Origin of the sequence: Phocaeicola sp. GP0067, assembly GCF_031119655.1 — a bacterium.
Taxonomy (GTDB): Bacteria; Bacteroidota; Bacteroidia; order Bacteroidales; family Bacteroidaceae; genus Phocaeicola; species Phocaeicola vulgatus.
Map to the genome: position 1 here is coordinate 43,748 of NZ_JAVHZY010000019.1, position 19,645 is coordinate 63,392.

A 19,645-nucleotide genomic window follows, 5' to 3' on the forward strand; every position below is an offset into this window, starting at 1 on the left:
CATTTATCCCCACCCTGTTTTCCGTCGGAACCTTAGTGGTATCCTGAGCCGTAACCGTAGTGATAACCATATCGATAGCCATAACGGTATCCATAGCGACCGCCACTTCCCTCGGTCCCGTTCAAGATCAGGGACATGTTCTTGTATTTTTTCTCCTCGTAGATTTTCTCCAATTCAGCAAGCATACTCCGTTCAAGTAATCCTGCACGAACTACGAAAACGGTACGGTCGGCCAGTTTCTCAATAATTTGCGTGTCGGCCACCAGTTCAACGGGCGGACAGTCGATCAGCACATAGTCATATTGCTCCCTTACAGTATCGATTGTCTGCTTTAACCGCTCGTCGAACAATAATTCCGTTGGGTTAGGAGGAATCGTTCCCACGGGTAGTATATCCATAGATTTATGTTTCGGATCGGGTACGATGATCTCATCCAGATTATCGATACGACCTCCCAGATAGTCGCTCAATCCCTTGTCAGGAGAGTCGATATAGGATGATGCAGAGGCGTGGCGCAGGTCTCCGTCGATTACCAGCACTTTTTTTCCTTTGATGGCAAGGCTCACGGCGATGTTCATGGTCAGAAACGATTTGCCGCTGCCCGGATTGAATGAGGTCATGATGATGACATTCGAAGTCTTGTCCTTGCCGGTCATAAATTCCAGGTTGGTACGCAATACGCGGAATGCCTCGTTGATGATGTCACGGTTGCCCTCCTTGACGATAACGGCCTTGACTTCCTGCGGTTTCTTTCCTAATATCCCTTTTTTCTTTCTTGTGAACAGCGGAATTTCACCGATGAACGGTATAGTCAGGTTTTCCAGGTCTTTCCTTCCCCGTACACGGGTATTCATATTCTCGCGCATGAAGATAATGACTATCGGAATGAGCAGCCCCAGAGCGAATGCGACCATAAAGATATTTTTATGCACAGGGGATGTCGGCAACATGCTGCCGTGTGGCGGGGTAACAATGCGGGTATTATAAGCCGTGAACGCCTGTGAGAGTTCGTTCTCTTCACGCTTTTGCAACAGGAATAGGTAAAGAGCTTCCTTTACCTTCTGTTGGCGCTCCACCGAAAGCAGGTACTTGGCCTGTGTTGGGTTGGCCGCTATACGTGATGTCGTCTGTTGCTCCGTCTGCCGCAAACTTTTTATCTGCGAATTCAAGGTCACTATCTGATTGTCGATAGATCTGATTATCGCCCCACGCATGGATGCCAGAGCCTGATCCATATCCACGACCAGCGGATTTTCCGTGCTGCTGTTCGCAACCAGACTGTTGCGCTGCAACAGTTGCTTGTTGTATTCGGCAATCTGCGATTCAATATTGGCGCTTTCAATGCCGGAGTTGGCCGGAAGCAGTTGGGTACGGTTGGCATCGTTGGCTAAATAGTTCCGGATGTAACGGGTCATATAAAGCTGGTTGTTCAGGGACAGGATCTGCGCGTTGGCCGCACTGCTTTGAGCCATATACATACTCGATGCCGCCTGCACGTCGGGCAACAGATGTTCTGACTTGTAAGAGGAGATATCCTCGTCCACATTTCCCAGTTCCCGTTCGATTACGCCCAGACGCTCGTTGATGAACATTGAGGTGCTGACAGCGATCTGGTTTTTGTCCTTCACCCAATTCTCGTTATAAACGGAAATCAACATGCTCAATACATCTTCTGCCCGCTGTGTGGAGTTATCCTTGAATGACAAGTCTATGACTGACGCTTTCTCGCTGTTCAATGAAACGGACAGATTGGACGAGCAGGAGTTGACGGCGTTATACAGACTGGATTTGCCTACATATAATGTATATGCCTCGCCTTTCACGTAATTGGGTGTTGTATGGATAATGATTTTTCCCAATGGCGTAGTGATGGAGTCGAGCAAGCTTCCCTTTACGTCCTTTTCTTCAAGATCTGTCCCGTTACGTATAAAGTCGGATAGGTATAACGTACCGTCCGGCTGTATTTCCAACGTAAAACCGGCTGATTCATTCTCAGGCAAGTCATTTATCGTTACATCCACCGGTAATGTCAGTCCATAGGCTACCTGACGGTGGAATTTTCCCCGAACGAAGTAATTCATATCCAGACGCAACCGTTTAACCACTTCGGTCATTAAAGACGGTGATCGAAAGGTGATGAGTTCGTTATTCACATTTGTACCGGATTGAAACAGCCCGAACTCCGAGAAGGATTCCAAATCCGAGGAGACCGACTTGCCTTTGGAATCCTCTTTGATCAATACCGAAGCGGTACGTGTATATACGGCAGGAGTGCGTAACAGATAGGCAGTAGCGGCACCGATCGTTACCGCTAAAGACAAGACGAACCACTTCCATCTTGCGAGGCACAGGTATAACAGGTCCTGTATTCGCAGGAAATCATCCTGCTGCCCCGGTTTTATATTCTTTTGATTTACGGTCATCATATCTGATTCTATATTATTTTACAATCAACACGGTAATGGTCGTCAGCAACGAGGCCAATGACATCCAGAAAGAGGCTGAGCGGACGTTATTGCCGTTGACGGTCGCCTGCCGTGCTTTCATTGAGTTGGGTTCCACATAAACGATATCGTTCTGCTGCAAATAATACACAGGAGAGGCATAAAGGTCATATCCCGAATTCAGGTTGACCTGATACAGGGTTTTTTTCCCGTTTTCCTCCCGTTGTACCAGCACGTTTTCCCGTTTCCCATAGACGGTAAGGTCCCCGGCCATGCTTAAGGCCTCCAAAAGTGTCAGCTTGTCCTTTTCGATATTGAAACGTCCGGGGGTGGCAACCTCGCCCAACACTGAAACGGTCAGGTTCATAAACTCCACTGTAACAACGGGGTCTTTCACGAGATTCTTTGAAACCAATTCCTCTTTTATATACGAGGCGATCTCCGCGCGTGTCATTCCTGCCACATGGATATGTCCCAGCACAGGAAAATCAATATCCCCATCCTTATTTATTGTATATCCTGATATTCCCTGACTATTGGATGTACCTGATGTCGTACCAATCTGTCGGGATATGATCGGAAGGTTGAAAAGGTTCATTAATAAGGGGTCTTTGCTGTTGACCTGTATGGAAATCTTGTCTTCTGGACGTATCCGGATTTCCAGCGGGTTCAAGACTTGCTCTGCGGTACCCCGTTTCAGGTCCGTGAAATAAGCGACTTTCGGTGTGGCACATGATCCCAATAGAAAGGCCACGGTTAATAAGGATAAAATGTATCTGATTTTCATATTTATTGATTTTTATTTGTTGGTTTTCTGTTCCGATTGAAGTTGTGCGATAGATTTTGTCAGCCTGATGTTGGCGAGAGTCCATATCAATATATCACCCAAAACGATCCAGTTCACATTGAGATAAAGGGACAGAAGAATATTGAGCAGTATGAATATAGTTGACACGGAAACAATGATGATCATGGTATTGCGCTGCTTTATTCCGAGAGCAAGCAGCTTATGGTGGATATGGTTCTTGTCCGGCAGGAACGGGTTCTTTCCGTTGCGTACCCGATGCAGGTAAACCCTGACCACGTCACAGCATGGAACCAGCAAGGGTGAGAAGGCCAGCACCATCGGATGTACATTTCCTGTATTATCGTCTAGTCCGCACATGGTCAGTTTGAGACTGAGGAAACAGAGCATCATGCCGATGGTCAAACTGCCTGTGTCGCCCATGAAGATCTTCCTTCCGTGTTTGGCGTTCCCGAAAACATTGTAATAGAAGAATGGTACCAACACTCCCAATGTGGCAAACGCCAGCATGGCATAAACATACTGATGGAGCATAAAGAAAGTCAGTCCATAAAATAGGCAGGCGATACTGCATAGCCCGGAAGCCAGCCCGTCAATGCCGTCAATCAGGTTGATGGCATTGATGATGAAGACCACGATCAGGATGGTCAGGGGATATCCTAACCATAACGGCACCGCATGGATGCCCAGAACACCGTATAGGTTGTTGATATATACCCCACCGGCAATAAGCATCACGCCGCACAGAATCTGGATGACAAACTTGGCACGATAACGGATACCGATCAGGTCATCGGCCATGCCAACCAGATATAGTACCATGATGGAGCAGAAAGCAAAAGCCAAAGAGCACACGTCGTTCCCGATTTCGGACAATATCTCCGAATGTCCCAGCACCATATTGATTCCTAGCAACAGGGCTATGGTGAAAAACACTACCGGCTTGAATGCGATACCACCCAATCGGGGCACCGCACAATGATGTACCTTCCGCTCATCGGGAAAGTCGAACAATTTCTTACGGAAAGCGATTAGCAGAATCTGGGGAATGACGATACCCGCACAGAGAACACAAAGCAAAAATGCCAGTGAACAATTTACAATCCAAAAATACATATATTCAAATATTATTTTATTTGTGTAAGGCCACGAGGAAGGGGAACTTCATCATCTCCTTTTTGTGTCATCTCTCAAAATTTGTCACAATCGGAATCATTGATGACTTCAATCAAATCGGGATGAACTTCTACCGATATACCCATAATCCCTTCAAGCATCACAACCACCCGGCGGCGACGTTTTCCTTTCACCCGCATGAATACGCCCTTTACTCCATTGAACTTGCCACCGTAAATACATATGTGGGTACCTTTCCGTATGTCAATCTCTTCCGGTTTATAATAAATAGTGTTTTCTTCATACTGCGAGGCAATCTTGATAAAGCTCTCCATTTGCTTATCCGGCACCACGATATATTTCAGTCCCGTGCTTTTCTCCCACATCATGAATTGTAAGAAATTATATTTTTTTTTGAAATCCGTGATCTGTTTTCGGGAAGCATGCACGAAGACGAGATTCGGGATGACTGGTACAAGCCTTTTGGATTTCACTCCGTGATAGACCCTTACGGCATAGTGTTTCGGTATGAAATACTCTAGACCATCCTTGCCTTTGAGCATCTCTTCCGCCTTTTTCTCGTTTTTATAAGCGCTCATGGCGAACCATTGGATTCTAGTTAGATCTTCCCTTGTGGTTATGGGAGTACTCATTCGTCGTGTGTTTTTTAGTTATTACGGCAGGTCAAGATATACCCATAGTTCATCCCAACTTATGTATTGGTCTGTATTATAGTAATTTATGTCTTTTTTGGCTGTCATATCAACCATTCATGCCGTCTTTTATCTTGCCGCATTCCTATTTTTCTCCATAAGAGAAATAGAGGACATAAATATTTAACATATATAATTGATTTACAGGGATTATTCGCTGTAAATACAATCTAGTTTACTCAACATTTGTTATGTAACCACGACATTTAACGAGGTGGCTATTAAGGTTTTTCTTTGTTTTATGCTATTATGTTCAATAATTTATGTATTTTTGCATATTCAAAACATTTCTCTTATGGAGAAAACCGTCATTTATTCAATCTTTTTCAAGCAAGAATTTTGTACTTTCACGGGGCTTTTTCCTTTCTGAATCCATCTTGTCATACAACTGAAAGTATAGGGTATATACTTGTTCATTATATTCCTATGGCATTCGTATAGGAAATTTCTCCTATTTTCGGTGTTTCTCTTTCTGAGAGAAAGATTTGTAAATGCAAAAGTACAAAAGATAACACAAAAAACACTAAAAATCAGAAGAAAAATATTAGTCATACCATAAAAAATAAGAGGTATGATTAGAAAAAACTGATTATTTGTTGAGCAAATTGATTATACCAATCTTATAAATATTTGATATACATCAAAATACCAATCACCCCATTTCTCTCAGAAAGAAAACTTCAATTTGTATAACATAATTCCAACTTATTTTTTGTCAGATAAATAAAAATAATAATTGCCATAGAATAACAGCGGGCCGATTGGGCACGTATGCTGAAACCTATGGCGTAAACTGTTTTATAATGTGAATTAAAGTGTATTTAAAATAATACTGTTCGCTTTATCCACTACGGAGGTGTCTAACGATGCAAGATAAATCCGTGTAGTGCTTTCTGAATCATGTCCCATAGCTTCGCTGATGGTAGCCAACGGAATGTTTTTGCTTCTGGCGATAGAAGCCCAGGCGTGACGTGCCACATAACTCGTCAGCGGAATAGGAAGGCCGATTTGTTTTCCCAATTTCTTTAGTTTTGAATTCACCAGCTGGGCTGCATTCTTGTATTGTTTCCGTTCATCCGTTTTTGCGTCGAGAATGATCGGCAATAGATAAGAAGAACCTATGGTATCGTATTTATCTATGATTTCTTGCATGGGCTTTTCCCATTTGATTACTAGCTGTTGGTTGGTCTTTTTTCTGCGATATGATAAAAAACCGTTTTGCAAATTACTTTTCTTTAGATAAGCCATGTCTATAAATGACATCCCTCGGGTATAAAAACTGAACATAAATAGGTCTCTTGCATATTCCAAAGAGGAGTCGTGACTTAAATCCATATCGCGTATCTGTCGGATAATTTTGGCCGGAACTGCCCGTTTTACAGTTTTATCTATGCCCGTATATACATGTTTAAACGGATATCGCTGTATAACCAATTCTTTTTCTACGGCACGATTATACATGGCTCTGAGGTTTCTCATGTAATAGGAAGTACTGTTCGGACAAATGTCATTAGATTTTAGATATTGTTCATATTCCATCATCAGGTTGGAGTCTATATTGTCGAAAGGGATGTCTCTGCCTTTCTTTCTGAAATTCATGAATCGCTTGAAGCTATTGAGCGTAGTGGTATAAGTTTCTGTGGTGCGTATTTTACCTATTTGTCTCAATTCTTCAATGAGATTCTCACAAAATGACACAAAGTACTCGTTCACAGGAGGAGCGGAATAATATTCAATGATTTCGTCTGCCGTATATTTGTATCCAAGATTCTCAAATCTTATCATAATATCTTTTAGACGTGAGGTGTCTTCCTCAATACATTTTTTTAAAGAAACCAAATACCGATGCCGGTTTTCTCCTGTCTTTGCTGGTATGATTATTTGGGAATTGAAAATATCCCACTCGTCAGGATAAATCTTGTATCCTGAATTTATCTGCCTTGCTACACGATTATGAATTACTTGATAGAACAATGTTCCCGCTTTTCCTTCTATAGAGGAATGTCGATACTTTATTTTTAATGATGCCATTTTTTTGTTTAATTAATATTATATTCTCCAAAATAAATGTTTTGGCGTATTATATGTTTAATAACCAATAAATTAGATAACTGTTTGATTTTGATTATAGTTGGATTTATATTGATATGGCGAAATACTTGGCTATTATATATCAATGTGAATAATGTTGGATTTTATTCTTCTTTTATTTCCGTACTGCCCTTTTCCTTGTTTTCTGCCTCCCCTAATGTACGTTTTTTCATAGCCCCGTCTGAGAGCCTTTGTTTTTGAACGGCAAATTTATTTCGGTGGATGGATACGAAAGAGTTCCGGTCTTCGCCCTTTGTACCGAAAAAAATAACGCCGGACGGCTTCGCTGTCCCCAACATTTTTTGTCGTCCAAAACTTTTCTCAATCCCTCCTTCCTTCTTGTTGTGTGCCGTAAAAAAAAGGCTTATAAACTCAGATGGGGCATGAAAGCTCAAAAAAAAAGTCGGCAGAAAGAAAAGGTCATCCCGGAAAGGGGTTTTAAAAAAAGGTCTTTAAATCTAGCTGAAGCATAAAATTAGAAGTTTAACCCTTTAAAAATGTGACATATGATTACAGTGACGGAACAACTAAAGAATGTGTTTGAAGCCAACCCTTTGTACTCAAAAGAGGGGCAGGGGCTTAATGCGGAAGTCATCGCAAGGTTTTTCCTTCCTTTTTCTTCGGTGGTATGGTTGGTAACGGAAGCCGAACAGCAGGAAGACGGTGACTGGCTTTTTTTCGGTTATTGCCATATTCAAGAATGGGAATGGGGTTATGTGCTTCTTTCTCAAATTCAAGAGGTGAATGTTCGTGGGTTGACCGTGCAGCTGGATAAAGGACTGAAAACCGGTATAACGGTAAAAGCTTGCCTGAATTGATTAGAGAATAAACGGAGAGGGAACAACCCCTTTCCGCTTTCCAACCGGAATATTGAACTTAAAAACGGAAGTTATGGTTTACGAGACGAATTGCACGGAAATAACACAGGACAAATGGCGTGAGCTGATGAAGTACGGTAGAAAATGCTCCTATCGGCTGCTTACGGCGAGAATCAAGCGGGAATTGCCGGAATTATACCATGCGCTGGCTCTCCAGTTCTATAATCCTTATGCGGAACAGTGCAGGCAGACACCCACACATTATATATTGGTTCATTCGGCCATTGAATATTTTATCAGAAAACAATAAAGGACAAATGGTTATGAAAACAAAAAAGGTTGATAAAAAGAAAACGCTGGCTTATGCGGTGGCATTTTACTTTACGGATGTTTCCGTAAAGTTCATGATGGGGAATGCGATGTATGAGTATGTACATACCGTTTATGACAGGCGGTATGATAACGGTGGCTTTAATACGCTTGCCGTAGTCTATAATTACAAGAGGATGAAGTACGAGGTATTGGTCGTATCGGACGAGAAGGTAGGTGATAAGGAGATTCATATATTATAAGTTTCACAAACAGGGCTTTTGCCATATAAAAACGGCTTTTGAGATGAAAAAGTTATCGGCTTATACGGTTGCATCCAACTGCACCGACTTGACGGATATACGTGACGGCATCGCTGAAATACATGAAGCGATGAAGACTTGCGTTGAATCCGGGAAACATATCCCTTCATTCTATGTTTCCCGGTTGGCCAAACTGGAAACTAAAAAGAAGAAACTGGAGAAACGGACGCAGGTACACATGACCGTCACCATCCGTTTCTTTATAGATGATGATACCCTTACAATGGCAGTCAGGCATTGCCTTTTCTTCAAGCTGGAACCGACTCGGCAGAATGTGATGAAAGCCATCCGTGATGCGGTTCTTAATAACGGACGTTCCATTCTTGACTTTCCGGAAGCATGGGGAGAAGATCTTATGGATGTGTCTTTCTTTGATGTGGAGAATGCCATGAAGAAGCTGCGTTCCTCATTCGGCCTATAAACTTCATTGCATATTTTTCCGAAAGTAAAGTAACCGTTGGATTTTTGGCCAGCGGTTCTTTTTTCAAAAAAGAACCAAAAACTTTGAATACAATCTTTTTTCATCTTCTAACTTATGTATTCGGAAAAAATTCCATGGCATTCAGAAAAGGGATGATAGCGGTTTGGGGATTATAGGGTAGATTTGTGGGGTAAGCTTACAGAGACAGTTTTTATAGGCAGGTTCCGAAAAGCCTTTGAGAGAGTAGGAGAACATGAGTTATAATATATGGCTATAAGTATAAATGATAGACAATTGATTACACAATTTATTACTAATACTCAGAATTTGAATGTTAATTTACCTACAAATGGTGGAGGGTGTGCTAATTTAGTTAGAGGAATTATAGAACAGGCAACAGGAAAAAGAATTTCAGTTAATCCTTTTGGAGCTTCTTTAGAAAGTATGATACAAAAAATAAATACCTATCATGATTTAGCTAAATGTAATAATGGAGATATATTATATTTTGTGCATCTTCCTAATGCTGCTGTAAATTTACATCAAACTATTCATTATGCAATTTTTTGTAATGTTAATAATGCTGGTGTACAGAAAAATGTTATTGGGATAAATGGATTAGCAGATCTTTCTTTTTCTCCCACAGCTTATCATGGTGTTGTAGCATCTGTAATATCTCCGGGTAATTTTAATGGAGTAGGGCAGGTGATATATGATACTGTAGCATTCCCTAATATTCTTGGTGAATTGTATGTTATTGATTATGAATTGATATAGGAATAAGTTTCTTCGTTATTTTATGGCGTACAGTAGTATAGAAATAGAAAAAAACTGAAAATTGAATAGTAAATTTGTTTGCTCCATGTTACGTTTATTACCGCTTGTAATCGGGCTTTGCGCAGACTTTATGTCCTGAAGGCTTTTTAGTACCCCTTCCATTTGGAAGATTTTGACAGCAGCGATGAAGGTGGTGGAGGATATATCCGGCTGGAGGCTTTTCAGTGTGTTCTCCGATGGCTGATATCCTCTCATCTTCAGTTCCAGAATGGTATTGAAAAGTCATCATTTCGCATAGCCTTCATGAAAGCCTCCTCTTGTTCGTTGGCAATGTCCGGATTTGGATCGTATGCAGTTGCTTGCCGAACAAGAACAGACTTTTTATTAATGTAATAGTGTCGCTATTCGTCTGTTTTTATCTTCTAGCTAAAGGCAGTAACAACCGTTCCACAAGTTCTTTCTTGTTCTCAACGGGCATCTTGTTTCTGCCTTTGGCAATGACTTCAGCAGCCAAATCGCTTTTACGCCCGGCAATGTATTTCTGTCGCTTTCCGTTTATGAAGGCCTCGATACGGAAATCATGCCGGGTGTTTTCGATGATGTTGATTTCTGATACCAAAAAGCCATCCTCTGTCTCGTAGGGTTCGACAATGGTGGGCAGGTAGTGTTTCATGGTTTTCCCTATGATCGGAGATACCAAACCGGAAAGATGCTCTTCGATGCGGTCTTTCCAATAGTCATCGATTTGATGATTGGTGGCATAATCGTAAAAATGGCTGATGGCAAGGCTGACTTCTTCGATTATCCTTTTCGCATTCTTTATTCCGTTCTGTTTGGCAAATTGCATCAGGTCATCTTCCGTGATGTCGTTATCTTTTCCTGCAATGCTCATGGAGTGTGCGTTTTCGTATGCCGCACCGTCCAAATTGGTGGTGAATGTCATGTCGTAGGCTGGGGTGATGTGCCATGTGCCGTTTCTTTCCATCAGGAAAGAGAAATTCTTGATGTGGTCATCCACATTGCCGCCCATGATATTGAATACCGTCCTACGGTAGAGTTCGGACTGTTCGCTTGCCGGGATGTTCAGTTTTCGGCAGACTTCAAACAAATCCTCATAGCTCGTTGCATCCGGATTCATGGCAGCAAGTGTCTGTGTATGTATCTTCTCTCCGTTTATCCTATCGTAACGCTCCGTCAGGAAGTGATGTTTTCCCTCAATTTGAATGAGTCGGGAAGGCATCATCGTAATCCCGGCTTCCTTTGCCATCTCATAATATACCATTTCCATTTGCGTGAACGGAAAATCGTCCCCTTCTGCAAACTTCAATATGTAGTAGGTATAGCCCTCCGGTAAAGGGACTTGGCCGGAACGTATATCATGTGTCGTTTCATTGATGGCGATGATGGCTTTCGGGTGCTGCCCTCCGGCTGATGTACCTATCTCATAGATACTTTGCAGTTGCAGTGCTTCGTCATCTTGCACGGATATTTCCTCCCGTTCCTCAAAGATACGGCGTGCCAGTTGGTATAAACTCTCTATCTGGAGAGTGGAAGAGGATTCCAATCCAGGAGTGGCCGGGATGAACTCAAAGGCTCCCATTCCCCGTTTCCCGATGAAAGACAGTTTATCTACCGGTGTGAGTTTGCGCTTGGGGATATGGTTTTGTGCCGCCCATTGGTCGAAGACCATGTTACCCCACCGATCAGGCAATGAATCTGCCAAAAACGGTGGGAGACCTTGATAAGTCTTTTCTTTGTTTCCGAGTATGGGCATACCCTTTGCCGCCGGTCCTTTGACAGAAGCGGTCAGTGGGGCGATTTCCACTCCTTTCTTGATGAAATCCGGATGATAGTTGAAGACGGCTCTTTTGTTTCTTTCGTCCCAATAGAGCTTTCCGACTTCTTCTCCCCATAACATAACACTCACAACATTATTTTCCATGTCTTATCCTTTTCGGCTTTTTATTCATTATTCGTTCCATTGTATAGGCTGAAACAGGTATTTCCGGCATCAGATCATCCATCTGTTCCAGACAGTCCACTACTCGTAACAGGGCAAGAAAGTTGCCCATATTGATGTTATAGGCCTTCCCGTTCTCAAACTGGCGTAAGGTGATAAGGCTGACACCGGCTTTCTCGGCAGCCTCTTTTTGGGTGAGCCTATAGGTTAGCCTGTATTCCTTAAATCGTCTGCCCAGTTCCACTATGATTTCCGGATTGGCCATGGCTTGGGTGATGTGATTCGTTGTCATTTTACAAAGGTAAATATATTAATTGTTAAATCAAAATATGATATATAACAATTAATATATTTACTGTTATATTGAATTGTGCGCGATGTAGTTTGTGTGCTAATCCCCCAATTCCATGCTACGTTTATTGCCGCCTGTAATCGGGCTTTGCGCGGGTTTTATGTCCTGAAGGCTTTTTAGCATCCCTTCCATTTGGAAGATTTTGGCGGCAGCGATGAAGGTGGTGGCGGATACATCCGGCTGGAGGCTTTTCAGTGTGTTCTCCGATGGCTGATATCCTCTCATCTTCAGTTTCAGAATGGTATTGAAGTCATCATTTCGCATAGCCTTCATGAAAGCCTGCTCTTGTTCGTTGGCAATGTCCGGCATATGGATCGTATGCAGTTGCTTGCCGAACAAGAGCAGGTTTTCTCCGATAAAATCGGCGTGTTCCGGCTTGACCCCGCAATCCTTGGCAGTCTCATGCCAATGCGATACGGTTTCCTGTATCTCTTCGATAATCTGTTTGTGTTTCCGGATACCCATGTTCTCACCTACCTTTTGCAGATCTTCCATCGTGAAATTGTCTTGTTTGCCGTTGAGTGACAGCTGGTGGCGGTTCGTCCATTTGCCGCCCGGTGTGTATGAGTAGCAGAGGTCGTATGCTGGGGCCAGTTTCCACTTCCCTTGTCTATCCATCAGGAAAGATAAGTTCTTGCTATGGTCGTCATGGTTCCGGCTCATGACGTTGAACACCATTCTTCGGTATAGTTCCTCCTGCTCTGGATAAGGGAGGTTCATCTGCCGCATGATACGGAATATCTCTTCGTATGAATGGCGTTGGTCACGGTCATAGTGGGCAAGCCCGGCCAATGTCTGTACATGGATCTTCTCTCCGTCTTCCATACGGTCAAAACGTCGTGTCATAAAGTGATATGACTCTTTTTCCTGAAGTAACCGGCATTCCATCATATCGATACCGCAGGCTTTTGCCATCCGGTGATAGGCATATTCGATATTTCCTATTCCTTGTGGATTGTCCGTTATCTGCGTGTGTTCGCTGTATTTGCCGCCATCAAATTTCAACAGCCAATACCCGAATCCTTCAGGAGCTTTTACCTGTCCGGAGCGTACCTCTCCGGTAATATCGTTGTAGGCGATGATGGCCTTGGGCTTGGCACCTCCGGCAGATGTTCCCACTTTCAGTATATCCAGAATGTTTCTTCCTTCCTGGCGCAGTTGGACCTGAAAAGCCATTCTGTCCGTGAATACGGATTTGGCAAGCTCAGTCAGTTCCTCGATATGGAGCACTGATGATTCGTTCATGCCGTTGATTGGCGAGGACGGCTCAAACTCCAGTGCGCCCATGCCACGTTTGCCTACATAGCAAAGCCTGTCTAAAGGGGTAATCTCTTCTCCGGACAATCCCTTGCTGGCAAACCATTCATTGATGATCTGGTTTCCGAAAGTGTCCGGCAGTGAATCGGCAAACAGGCCGGGCAACCCCTTGAAACAGTCGGTACGGTTTTCAAGGAACCGGTAGGGGGTGTTCCTGTACTGGCTGATGGGCATGATGATGGGAGAAATGTCAAGACCGGAGCGGATGAACTTCCGTTCATAGTCGAACAAGGCGGCATTGCTTTCCTTTTCCCAATAGAGAGAGCCTACGCTTTCTCCCCATAGCTTTACATCTACTATCAAATCATTCATGGTTATCTTGTTTTAAATGGCGTACACGGTAGCGTTTCTTTCCTTGCAGTTTTTTGAGCTCTATCGGGCTGACCCGGATTTCCGGTACCAGTTGCTCCAGGTTCTCCAGCAGGCCGAGCGAGCGGAGTACGCTGATGAACAACAGCAGCGATACCGATTTGCCCTTCTCGATGTTCGCAACGGTCAAGGGGCTTACACCGGAAGCCGTTGCCAGTTCTTCCTGCGTGATATGCTGCCTGATACGTGTCTCTTTGATGCGCTGGCCGATTCTCATCAGCACAGCTGGATTGCTCATTTCATTCCACATGGTTGTTCCTTTTTTGCAAATATACAAATAATCCATGTAAATATATAGATTAACTTGAATATATGATGTTAATCTATATGAATACAATGATTATAGTTGCTTTATCGGCTGTTTTTTTCTTTGAACTAGGATGAAAACTGACTAAAATCACAATGTGTTGTGAATATGAAAGAGCTAGGAAAGATGATTAAAGAGTGCAGGAAGAGTTTGAAGGTCAATCAGCTGGAACTTCTCCGAACTGGCGGGCGTGGGCATCAATACGCTGGTGGCCATCGAGCGTGGAGAAGGCAATCCTAAATTGGCTACTGCTTTCCATTGGAGTTGATTAAAGTGCGGAAAAATGTATAAGATTGCTTCTATTATCTGTTTATTTTAGTATATTTGTGCTTTAAATAAGTGCGGATAAATGTATTATACGCTGTTTTTACATGTATAAAAATGCTGTTTGTAGATGAAAAGATTTGTTTTGCAACAACTTATAGAATGGAAAAACCGTGAGGATAGAAAACCTCTGATTTTAAATGGTGCCCGACAAGTTGGGAAAACATGGCTGCTCCATGAGTTTGCCAAACTTGAATACAAAAAAGAGGCTTATGTGGTATGCCGTAAGAATAACCTTGCACGCCAGCTTTTTTCTCAGGATTTCAATGTTGACAGAATTTTACGGGGGCTGCGTGCGATGACTTCCGTTGACATTACTCCGGGTGATACGCTTATTATCCTTGATGAGATACAAGATATCCCGGAAGCACTGGAATCTTTGAAGTATTTTAAAGAGGAGGTTCCGGAGTATCATATAGCTGTGGCAGGTTCACTTTTGGGGATATCCCTTCATCAGGATGTGTCTTATCCCGTAGGGAAGGTAAATGTCATCAATATATTTCCTATGAACTTTGAAGAGTTTCTTGTCGCCAAGGGAGAAGAAGAAGCTTGTAAATTGCTTATGAGTGGGGATTTTGAAACGATAAGCCTCCTGCATGACAAATATACGGATCTCCTTCGGCAATATTATTATGTAGGTGGTATGCCGGAAGTTGTACTCAAATATGTAGAAACGGATTCCTTGCTGGAAGTCAGAAGAATACAGTCGGAGATTTTGCAAGGCTATGATCTTGACTTCTCAAAACATGCGCCCAAAGAACAGGTTCCGCGTGTCCGAATGGTATGGAACAGCATTCCTTCCCAATTATTTAAAGAAAACAAGAAATTCATTTACGGAGCTTTGCGAAAAGGTGCCAGAGCCAATGATTTTGAGATGGCCATTCAATGGCTTGTAAATGCCGGGTTGTTGTATAAAGTGCCTCGATGTACCAAACCGGAGCTTCCGCTTGATATTTATGAAGACCTGTCGGCTTTCAAACTCTATATGGTTGATTTGGGGCTTATGGGTGCTATGGTCAAGACAGATCCGGCCCAAGTCTTGATTAAAAACGACATATTTAAGGAATACAAGGGAGGAATGACTGAACAGTATGTATTGCAGCAGATGAAAAGTAAGGGCGTGTCACCGATTTATTACCATAACACAGACAATTCGCGTCTTGAGTTGGATTTTGTTATTCAACGTAATGCCCAAATGGTGCCGATAGAAGTGAAGGCCGAAGGGAATGTCCGGGCCAATTCGTTGACAGCATTACTGGGAAAAAGACCGGAATTGCATGCGGAGAGATTTTCTATGTTGCCTTATAAAGTACAGGGTAATCTTACAAATTTTCCGCTATATGCAATATAGGTGTATCCTTTTCCCATGCCGGTCATACCGTTAGAACTGATTGATAAGTATGATGCGTATGTTGGCCGGTATGTCTATCTTTGTGGCAATGAAAACAGAGAGAGGATTGATTTACGCCTTGTTTTCCGGGACGGAAAGGAGATTGGCACGGATGATCTGAATCTGTATTATAATTGATGTGACGGCTTGGATGTCCCCCGGATGAATGTTCGGGGGATTCTTTTTCTTTTGGGCGTTCCTGTGGGACGGTCGGGCTTTACGTTTCAAGTCCTCGCCTAAAGGCTGTGGGCTTTACTCTGCAATCCCTAACGCATGGCTGAAAACTCTTCTTGCCGGTGTTCTTCTTCTTCATACAGCCTCATGCGTTCTTGTAATGCTTCTTTTAAATTGTCGCTTTTTTTCAGTCCGAGTTTGGCACGTATGTTCGCTCGTTGGCTGGTTATGTTTCCGCTACTCCGATGTAATAATTCGCATATTTGGCTGACGGTCTTGTCTTGCAGTATTAAACGGCAGATGTTTAATTCGGACGGGGATAAATTGGGATATATTCTCCTGATTGTATCAAGTTTACTTTTTTCCTTTTTCTGGTATGCGGCAAGGGCTGTAAAAAGATTTTCTTTGGATTGTTCCCCTATTATGTTTAACAGGGAGCTTGTCTTTTCTTCCGGGTTATTCTCGCTTAACAACTCGGCGAACGCGAATAGTTCTTCCTTTTTCATTTGGAGACGTTTCAAAAGCATTTCCTCTTCCTCTTTTAGCAAGTTGCTACTTTTTAGCAAGCTGCTGATATTACTGTGTAAGGATCTTCCTAATAAGGGGATCATGGTGTATATGATGATGATCAAAGGCAGATAACTGTATAGGAACGGTTCGTCGGTGATAAGTGTGCAGATTGTATAGGAAGCTATGGTAAGGGAGGACAATAGGATGGAGATATTACTCATATAGGCACAGATGGAAAGCATGGTAAATAAGAGAGAGATAGTAATGTTACTCATTATCAATGCTCTTTGATAACTATATTCATATCCGCTACATATTGAGCAATAAATTATTTCGATAAAAATCTCGATATGTATGGCTATCAGTATAATGGAAAAGGTCGTGGTCAGATTTACTCTCTTTTTAAAATAAGCGAGAGTGCACATAATGATAAACAGGAATAATACGCTGTTAATATAATAAAACTGTTCATTGGGAAATGGAACTGAATATATGTATATGGGTGCGCATAAGACCAGCATGAGCAGGGATAGATGAAAGACTCGTTTTTGTTGATACGTTATTATCATTTCTCTTTCTTTTTTGTCGTAAGTTTGAGTTTTTATTGAACTTAGAAAAGAGGCGGCTTTTGTGCTGATTTTCATGTGTTTTAAGTGTTATTAAGTATAATGTTTCCTGCAAAAATAACTGTTTTTTTTTTTTTTTTTGTATGTTTAAGTACTTTTCTTTATGATGTTAAGTGTTTTTAATTGTTGTGTAAGCGTGATTGGCTGCTGTGGTAAGTGTTGTAGCTGTTGTGTGGTTGTCTTTTTAAGTATTTATAAGTTTAAAATACTTGTTTTTTGCTTTGGAGGTTGGTTTATAAGTGCATATCTTTAGCGGTTGAAATTCAGGGGGTGTAAAAGCCTGGGTTTGGATTGTCATATTAACAAATGATTAAATGACGAAAAGATGTTTTTTTTATATTAAATGTGTATTGTTCGTGCTCGTGTTGAGTATAAGCGGAGAAATATCCGCTCAGGAGAAGCGTGATTCGGTAAGGATCTATTTTCATCAAGGAAAGGTAAATATAGATACATGTTTACTTGACAATGGGAACGAGATGGAGCGGTTTGCTAAAATCTGTTCCGCATTGAACGACTCCGTCCGTCTTATCAGGAAAATTCAAATAATAGGAGGAGCTTCCCCGGAAGGAGGGGGGCTGTTGAATGGAAGGCTGTCTGAAAAACGAGCAGAGGTTTTGTGGCGGTATATATCACCTTATATAAAGATTCCGGTATTGGAGAAGGATTTTCATTTTTCGGGAAGCGACTGGAACGGACTTATAACGATGGTGAGAGCGGATGTGAATGTTCCGGAGAGAGAGGATGTCCTTCGTTTGTTGGAGAAGATCGTCCGTTTGGAAAACCAGGACAGCCCTTATTTGGGGGGAGAACTGAAAAGACTGAAAGGGGGGAGGCCATACTCATATTTGTATAAATTCCATTTTCCGAAACTTCGTTCGTCGATGGTGAAAATATGCTATGATAGTGATCCGATAAATCCCGTCAGAGATACGGTATATATACATACACGTGATACGTTGTGCATCCGTGATACCGTTACCGTCATAGCTCCGGTAAAGAAACGGCCGTTTTGCATGGCGGTGAAAACAAACTTGCTTTATGACGCTGTTTTGATACCTGACATCGGGGTTGAGTTCTGTTTGGGGAAGAACTGGTCTGTGGCCGGGAATTGGATGTATGCCTGGTGGAAAAGTGATCGGAAGCATAATTATTGGCGTATCTATGGGGGAGATGTGGAGTTGCGCCGCTGGTTCGGTCGGAGAGCGGTGGAAAAACCGTTTTCCGGGCATCATGTCGGATTGTACGGGCAGATCGTCACCTATGATTTCGAATTGGGTGGGAAAGGTTACTTGGGGGATAAATGGAGTTACGGGGGAGGCGTGGCTTACGGCTACTCGTTACCTGTGGGACATCGGTTCAATGTGGATTTCACGTTGGGAATCGGCTACCTTGGAGGATCGTACAAGGAGTACATCCCTTTGGACGGTCACTATGTATGGCAGACCACTAAAAACCGCCGCTGGTTCGGCCCGACCAAGGCGGGTATCTCTTTGGTGTGGTTGATCGGGCGGGGGAATTATAGCCGGAAGAAAGGAGGCAGGCAGTGATACGGATACGCTTTAGTCTGGTGTTCATATTTTTATGGATAGGACTGACGGCTTGTGAGCATAAGGATTTATGTTACGATCATCCGCACTTTGCCACGGTGCGGGTAATATTCGACTGGACCAAGATTTCCAATCATGACAAGCCTGAAGGCATGAGGGTCGTATTTTATCCGACCGACGATGAAAGCAACACGTGGATATTTGATTTCCCCGGAGGAGAGGATGGGGAAGTGGAGCTTCCCGAGAATGATTACCGGGTAATTTGCTTCAACTACGATACCGACGGGATGGTTTGGAAAGAAAACGGCAGTTACACGCTTTTTACTGCCGATACGCGTGATGTGCAGTCGCCGGATAACCGGACAATGGCTGTCACCCCACCTTGGCTGTGTGGCGACCATATAGACGAAGTTATCCTCAAGGACATTCCGGGAGGAAGCGCGGAGATAGTACGGCTGACTCCCGTAAACATGGTATGTCACTACACGTATGAGGTGAACGGTCTTCGGGGACTGGATAGGGTGGCGGATTTGCGGGCCGCTCTTTCCGGCATGTCCGGCTCGCTTAACATGTCCGCCGACAGTTTGCCCGCCGGTCTTTCGGAGAGCCTGCTCTTTGATGGAATGGTTTCACGGAATCAGATTATAGGCGGATTCTATACGTTTGGACATTCCGCACTTGAAGGAGAGCCCAATGTTTTCCGGTTGTATCTCAAGAACCGTTCAGGCAGCATGTCTGTATTGGAACAGGACGTGAGCGGCCAAGTGCATGATGTCCCGGTAGTGGGGCATGTCGGTGATGTGCATCTGGTGTTGAATTTTGATTATGAGGTTCCATCCGAGCCGGGAAGTGACGGTGCGGGATTTGATGTGGACGTTGATGATTGGGATGATGTGAATATGGATATAGTGTTGTAATATGAGTTTATTAATTATATGTATCAATTTGATTT

Annotated in this window: 18 protein-coding genes and 1 pseudogene; 9 read left to right on the forward strand and 10 right to left on the reverse strand. The window is 42.9% G+C overall.

The window, feature by feature from the left end:
- Positions 1–32: 32 nt before the first annotated feature.
- The 5 genes from RE317_RS14290 to RE317_RS14310 form a co-directional block, all read right to left on the reverse strand.
- Complete coding sequence (locus tag RE317_RS14290) at positions 33–2,423, reverse strand: polysaccharide biosynthesis tyrosine autokinase (protein WP_008782414.1); 2,391 nt, start codon at positions 2,421–2,423, stop codon at positions 33–35.
- Between the two features lie 16 nt (positions 2,424–2,439).
- Positions 2,440–3,231, reverse strand: coding sequence for a polysaccharide biosynthesis/export family protein (locus tag RE317_RS14295; RefSeq protein WP_005868837.1), 792 nt, complete (start codon positions 3,229–3,231; stop codon positions 2,440–2,442).
- A gap of 12 nt (positions 3,232–3,243) precedes the next feature.
- The gene (locus tag RE317_RS14300; RefSeq protein WP_005868835.1) at positions 3,244–4,365 is read right to left on the reverse strand and encodes an MraY family glycosyltransferase; all 1,122 of its coding nucleotides are present in this window, start codon (positions 4,363–4,365) and stop codon (positions 3,244–3,246) included.
- Positions 4,366–4,439: 74 nt separating this feature from the next.
- A complete protein-coding gene (locus RE317_RS14305; RefSeq protein ID WP_005868833.1) occupies positions 4,440–5,018 on the reverse strand; it encodes a UpxY family transcription antiterminator in 579 nt (192 codons plus the stop codon).
- A gap of 870 nt (positions 5,019–5,888) precedes the next feature.
- The gene (locus tag RE317_RS14310; protein WP_005868829.1) at positions 5,889–7,109 is read right to left on the reverse strand and encodes a site-specific integrase; all 1,221 of its coding nucleotides are present in this window, start codon (positions 7,107–7,109) and stop codon (positions 5,889–5,891) included.
- A 566-nt stretch (positions 7,110–7,675) separates the two neighbouring features.
- Between RE317_RS14310 and RE317_RS14315 the strand changes: the two genes are divergently transcribed.
- The 5 genes from RE317_RS14315 (at position 7,676) to RE317_RS14335 (ending at position 9,817) form a co-directional block, all read left to right on the forward strand.
- Positions 7,676–7,987, forward strand: a complete 312-nt coding sequence (locus RE317_RS14315) for a DUF2958 domain-containing protein (RefSeq protein ID WP_005868826.1) — start codon at positions 7,676–7,678, stop codon at positions 7,985–7,987.
- Positions 7,988–8,060: 73 nt separating this feature from the next.
- Entirely contained in the window at positions 8,061–8,297 is a 237-nt protein-coding gene (locus RE317_RS14320; protein WP_005868824.1) for a hypothetical protein, read from the forward strand.
- A gap of 13 nt (positions 8,298–8,310) precedes the next feature.
- Positions 8,311–8,559, forward strand: a complete 249-nt coding sequence (locus tag RE317_RS14325; protein ID WP_005868823.1) for a hypothetical protein — start codon at positions 8,311–8,313, stop codon at positions 8,557–8,559.
- Between the two features lie 43 nt (positions 8,560–8,602).
- Positions 8,603–9,040, forward strand: coding sequence for a hypothetical protein (locus tag RE317_RS14330; RefSeq protein ID WP_005868821.1), 438 nt, complete (start codon positions 8,603–8,605; stop codon positions 9,038–9,040).
- A 267-nt stretch (positions 9,041–9,307) separates the two neighbouring features.
- Positions 9,308–9,817 (forward strand): hypothetical protein, encoded by a 510-nt coding sequence (locus RE317_RS14335; protein ID WP_007569216.1) that lies wholly within the window; start codon positions 9,308–9,310, stop codon positions 9,815–9,817.
- Between the two features lie 415 nt (positions 9,818–10,232).
- Here RE317_RS14335 and RE317_RS14340 read toward each other — a convergent pair whose 3' ends face one another.
- From RE317_RS14340 to RE317_RS14355, 4 genes are all read right to left on the reverse strand, one after another.
- Complete coding sequence (locus tag RE317_RS14340; RefSeq protein WP_005868817.1) at positions 10,233–11,759, reverse strand: type II toxin-antitoxin system HipA family toxin; 1,527 nt, start codon at positions 11,757–11,759, stop codon at positions 10,233–10,235.
- Positions 11,749–12,069 carry a helix-turn-helix transcriptional regulator gene (locus RE317_RS14345; protein WP_005868815.1) on the reverse strand — a complete coding sequence of 107 codons (321 nt, stop codon included), beginning with the start codon at positions 12,067–12,069 and terminating at the stop codon, positions 11,749–11,751. The genes RE317_RS14340 and RE317_RS14345 overlap by 11 nt, the downstream gene beginning before the upstream one ends.
- A 99-nt stretch (positions 12,070–12,168) precedes the next feature.
- A complete protein-coding gene (locus RE317_RS14350) occupies positions 12,169–13,758 on the reverse strand; it encodes a type II toxin-antitoxin system HipA family toxin (protein ID WP_005868813.1) in 1,590 nt (529 codons plus the stop codon).
- Positions 13,751–14,101: a helix-turn-helix transcriptional regulator gene (locus RE317_RS14355; protein ID WP_005868812.1), complete on the reverse strand. Its 351-nt coding sequence runs from the start codon at positions 14,099–14,101 to the stop codon at positions 13,751–13,753. Before RE317_RS14355 ends, RE317_RS14350 begins: the two co-directional genes overlap by 8 nt.
- Before the next feature lie 129 nt (positions 14,102–14,230).
- On the opposite strand from RE317_RS14355, the pseudogene RE317_RS14360 reads away from it, so the two are divergent.
- Both RE317_RS14360 and RE317_RS14365 read left to right on the forward strand, forming a co-directional pair.
- Positions 14,231–14,390, forward strand: a pseudogene (locus RE317_RS14360) (helix-turn-helix domain-containing protein).
- A gap of 126 nt (positions 14,391–14,516) precedes the next feature.
- Positions 14,517–15,797 carry an ATP-binding protein gene (locus RE317_RS14365; protein ID WP_005868811.1) on the forward strand — a complete coding sequence of 427 codons (1,281 nt, stop codon included), beginning with the start codon at positions 14,517–14,519 and terminating at the stop codon, positions 15,795–15,797.
- 305 nt (positions 15,798–16,102) lie between these two features.
- On the opposite strand, the gene RE317_RS14370 is transcribed toward RE317_RS14365, so the two are convergent.
- Entirely contained in the window at positions 16,103–17,164 is a 1,062-nt protein-coding gene (locus RE317_RS14370) for a LuxR C-terminal-related transcriptional regulator (protein ID WP_005868810.1), read from the reverse strand.
- A 296-nt stretch (positions 17,165–17,460) separates the two neighbouring features.
- On the opposite strand from RE317_RS14370, the gene RE317_RS14375 reads away from it, so the two are divergent.
- Positions 17,461–18,693: a DUF3575 domain-containing protein gene (locus RE317_RS14375; protein WP_005868809.1), complete on the forward strand. Its 1,233-nt coding sequence runs from the start codon at positions 17,461–17,463 to the stop codon at positions 18,691–18,693.
- The gene (locus tag RE317_RS14380; RefSeq protein ID WP_005868808.1) at positions 18,690–19,610 is read left to right on the forward strand and encodes a DUF5119 domain-containing protein; all 921 of its coding nucleotides are present in this window, start codon (positions 18,690–18,692) and stop codon (positions 19,608–19,610) included. Before RE317_RS14375 ends, RE317_RS14380 begins: the two co-directional genes overlap by 4 nt.
- The last annotated feature ends 35 nt before the right edge of the window (positions 19,611–19,645 follow it).

Coding starts and splice junctions, on each gene's coding strand:
- RE317_RS14290 (WP_008782414.1), bottom strand. CDS start 2,423: ATGACCGTAAATCAAAAGAATATAAAACCGGGGCAGCAGGATGATTTC.
- RE317_RS14295 (WP_005868837.1), bottom strand. CDS start 3,231: ATGAAAATCAGATACATTTTATCCTTATTAACCGTGGCCTTTCTATTG.
- RE317_RS14300 (WP_005868835.1), bottom strand. CDS start 4,365: ATGTATTTTTGGATTGTAAATTGTTCACTGGCATTTTTGCTTTGTGTT.
- RE317_RS14305 (WP_005868833.1), bottom strand. CDS start 5,018: ATGAGTACTCCCATAACCACAAGGGAAGATCTAACTAGAATCCAATGG.
- RE317_RS14310 (WP_005868829.1), bottom strand. CDS start 7,109: ATGGCATCATTAAAAATAAAGTATCGACATTCCTCTATAGAAGGAAAA.
- RE317_RS14315 (WP_005868826.1), top strand. CDS start 7,676: ATGATTACAGTGACGGAACAACTAAAGAATGTGTTTGAAGCCAACCCT.
- RE317_RS14320 (WP_005868824.1), top strand. CDS start 8,061: ATGGTTTACGAGACGAATTGCACGGAAATAACACAGGACAAATGGCGT.
- RE317_RS14325 (WP_005868823.1), top strand. CDS start 8,311: ATGAAAACAAAAAAGGTTGATAAAAAGAAAACGCTGGCTTATGCGGTG.
- RE317_RS14330 (WP_005868821.1), top strand. CDS start 8,603: ATGAAAAAGTTATCGGCTTATACGGTTGCATCCAACTGCACCGACTTG.
- RE317_RS14335 (WP_007569216.1), top strand. CDS start 9,308: ATGGCTATAAGTATAAATGATAGACAATTGATTACACAATTTATTACT.
- RE317_RS14340 (WP_005868817.1), bottom strand. CDS start 11,759: ATGGAAAATAATGTTGTGAGTGTTATGTTATGGGGAGAAGAAGTCGGA.
- RE317_RS14345 (WP_005868815.1), bottom strand. CDS start 12,069: ATGACAACGAATCACATCACCCAAGCCATGGCCAATCCGGAAATCATA.
- RE317_RS14350 (WP_005868813.1), bottom strand. CDS start 13,758: ATGAATGATTTGATAGTAGATGTAAAGCTATGGGGAGAAAGCGTAGGC.
- RE317_RS14355 (WP_005868812.1), bottom strand. CDS start 14,101: ATGGATTATTTGTATATTTGCAAAAAAGGAACAACCATGTGGAATGAA.
- RE317_RS14365 (WP_005868811.1), top strand. CDS start 14,517: ATGAAAAGATTTGTTTTGCAACAACTTATAGAATGGAAAAACCGTGAG.
- RE317_RS14370 (WP_005868810.1), bottom strand. CDS start 17,164: ATGAAAATCAGCACAAAAGCCGCCTCTTTTCTAAGTTCAATAAAAACT.
- RE317_RS14375 (WP_005868809.1), top strand. CDS start 17,461: ATGACGAAAAGATGTTTTTTTTATATTAAATGTGTATTGTTCGTGCTC.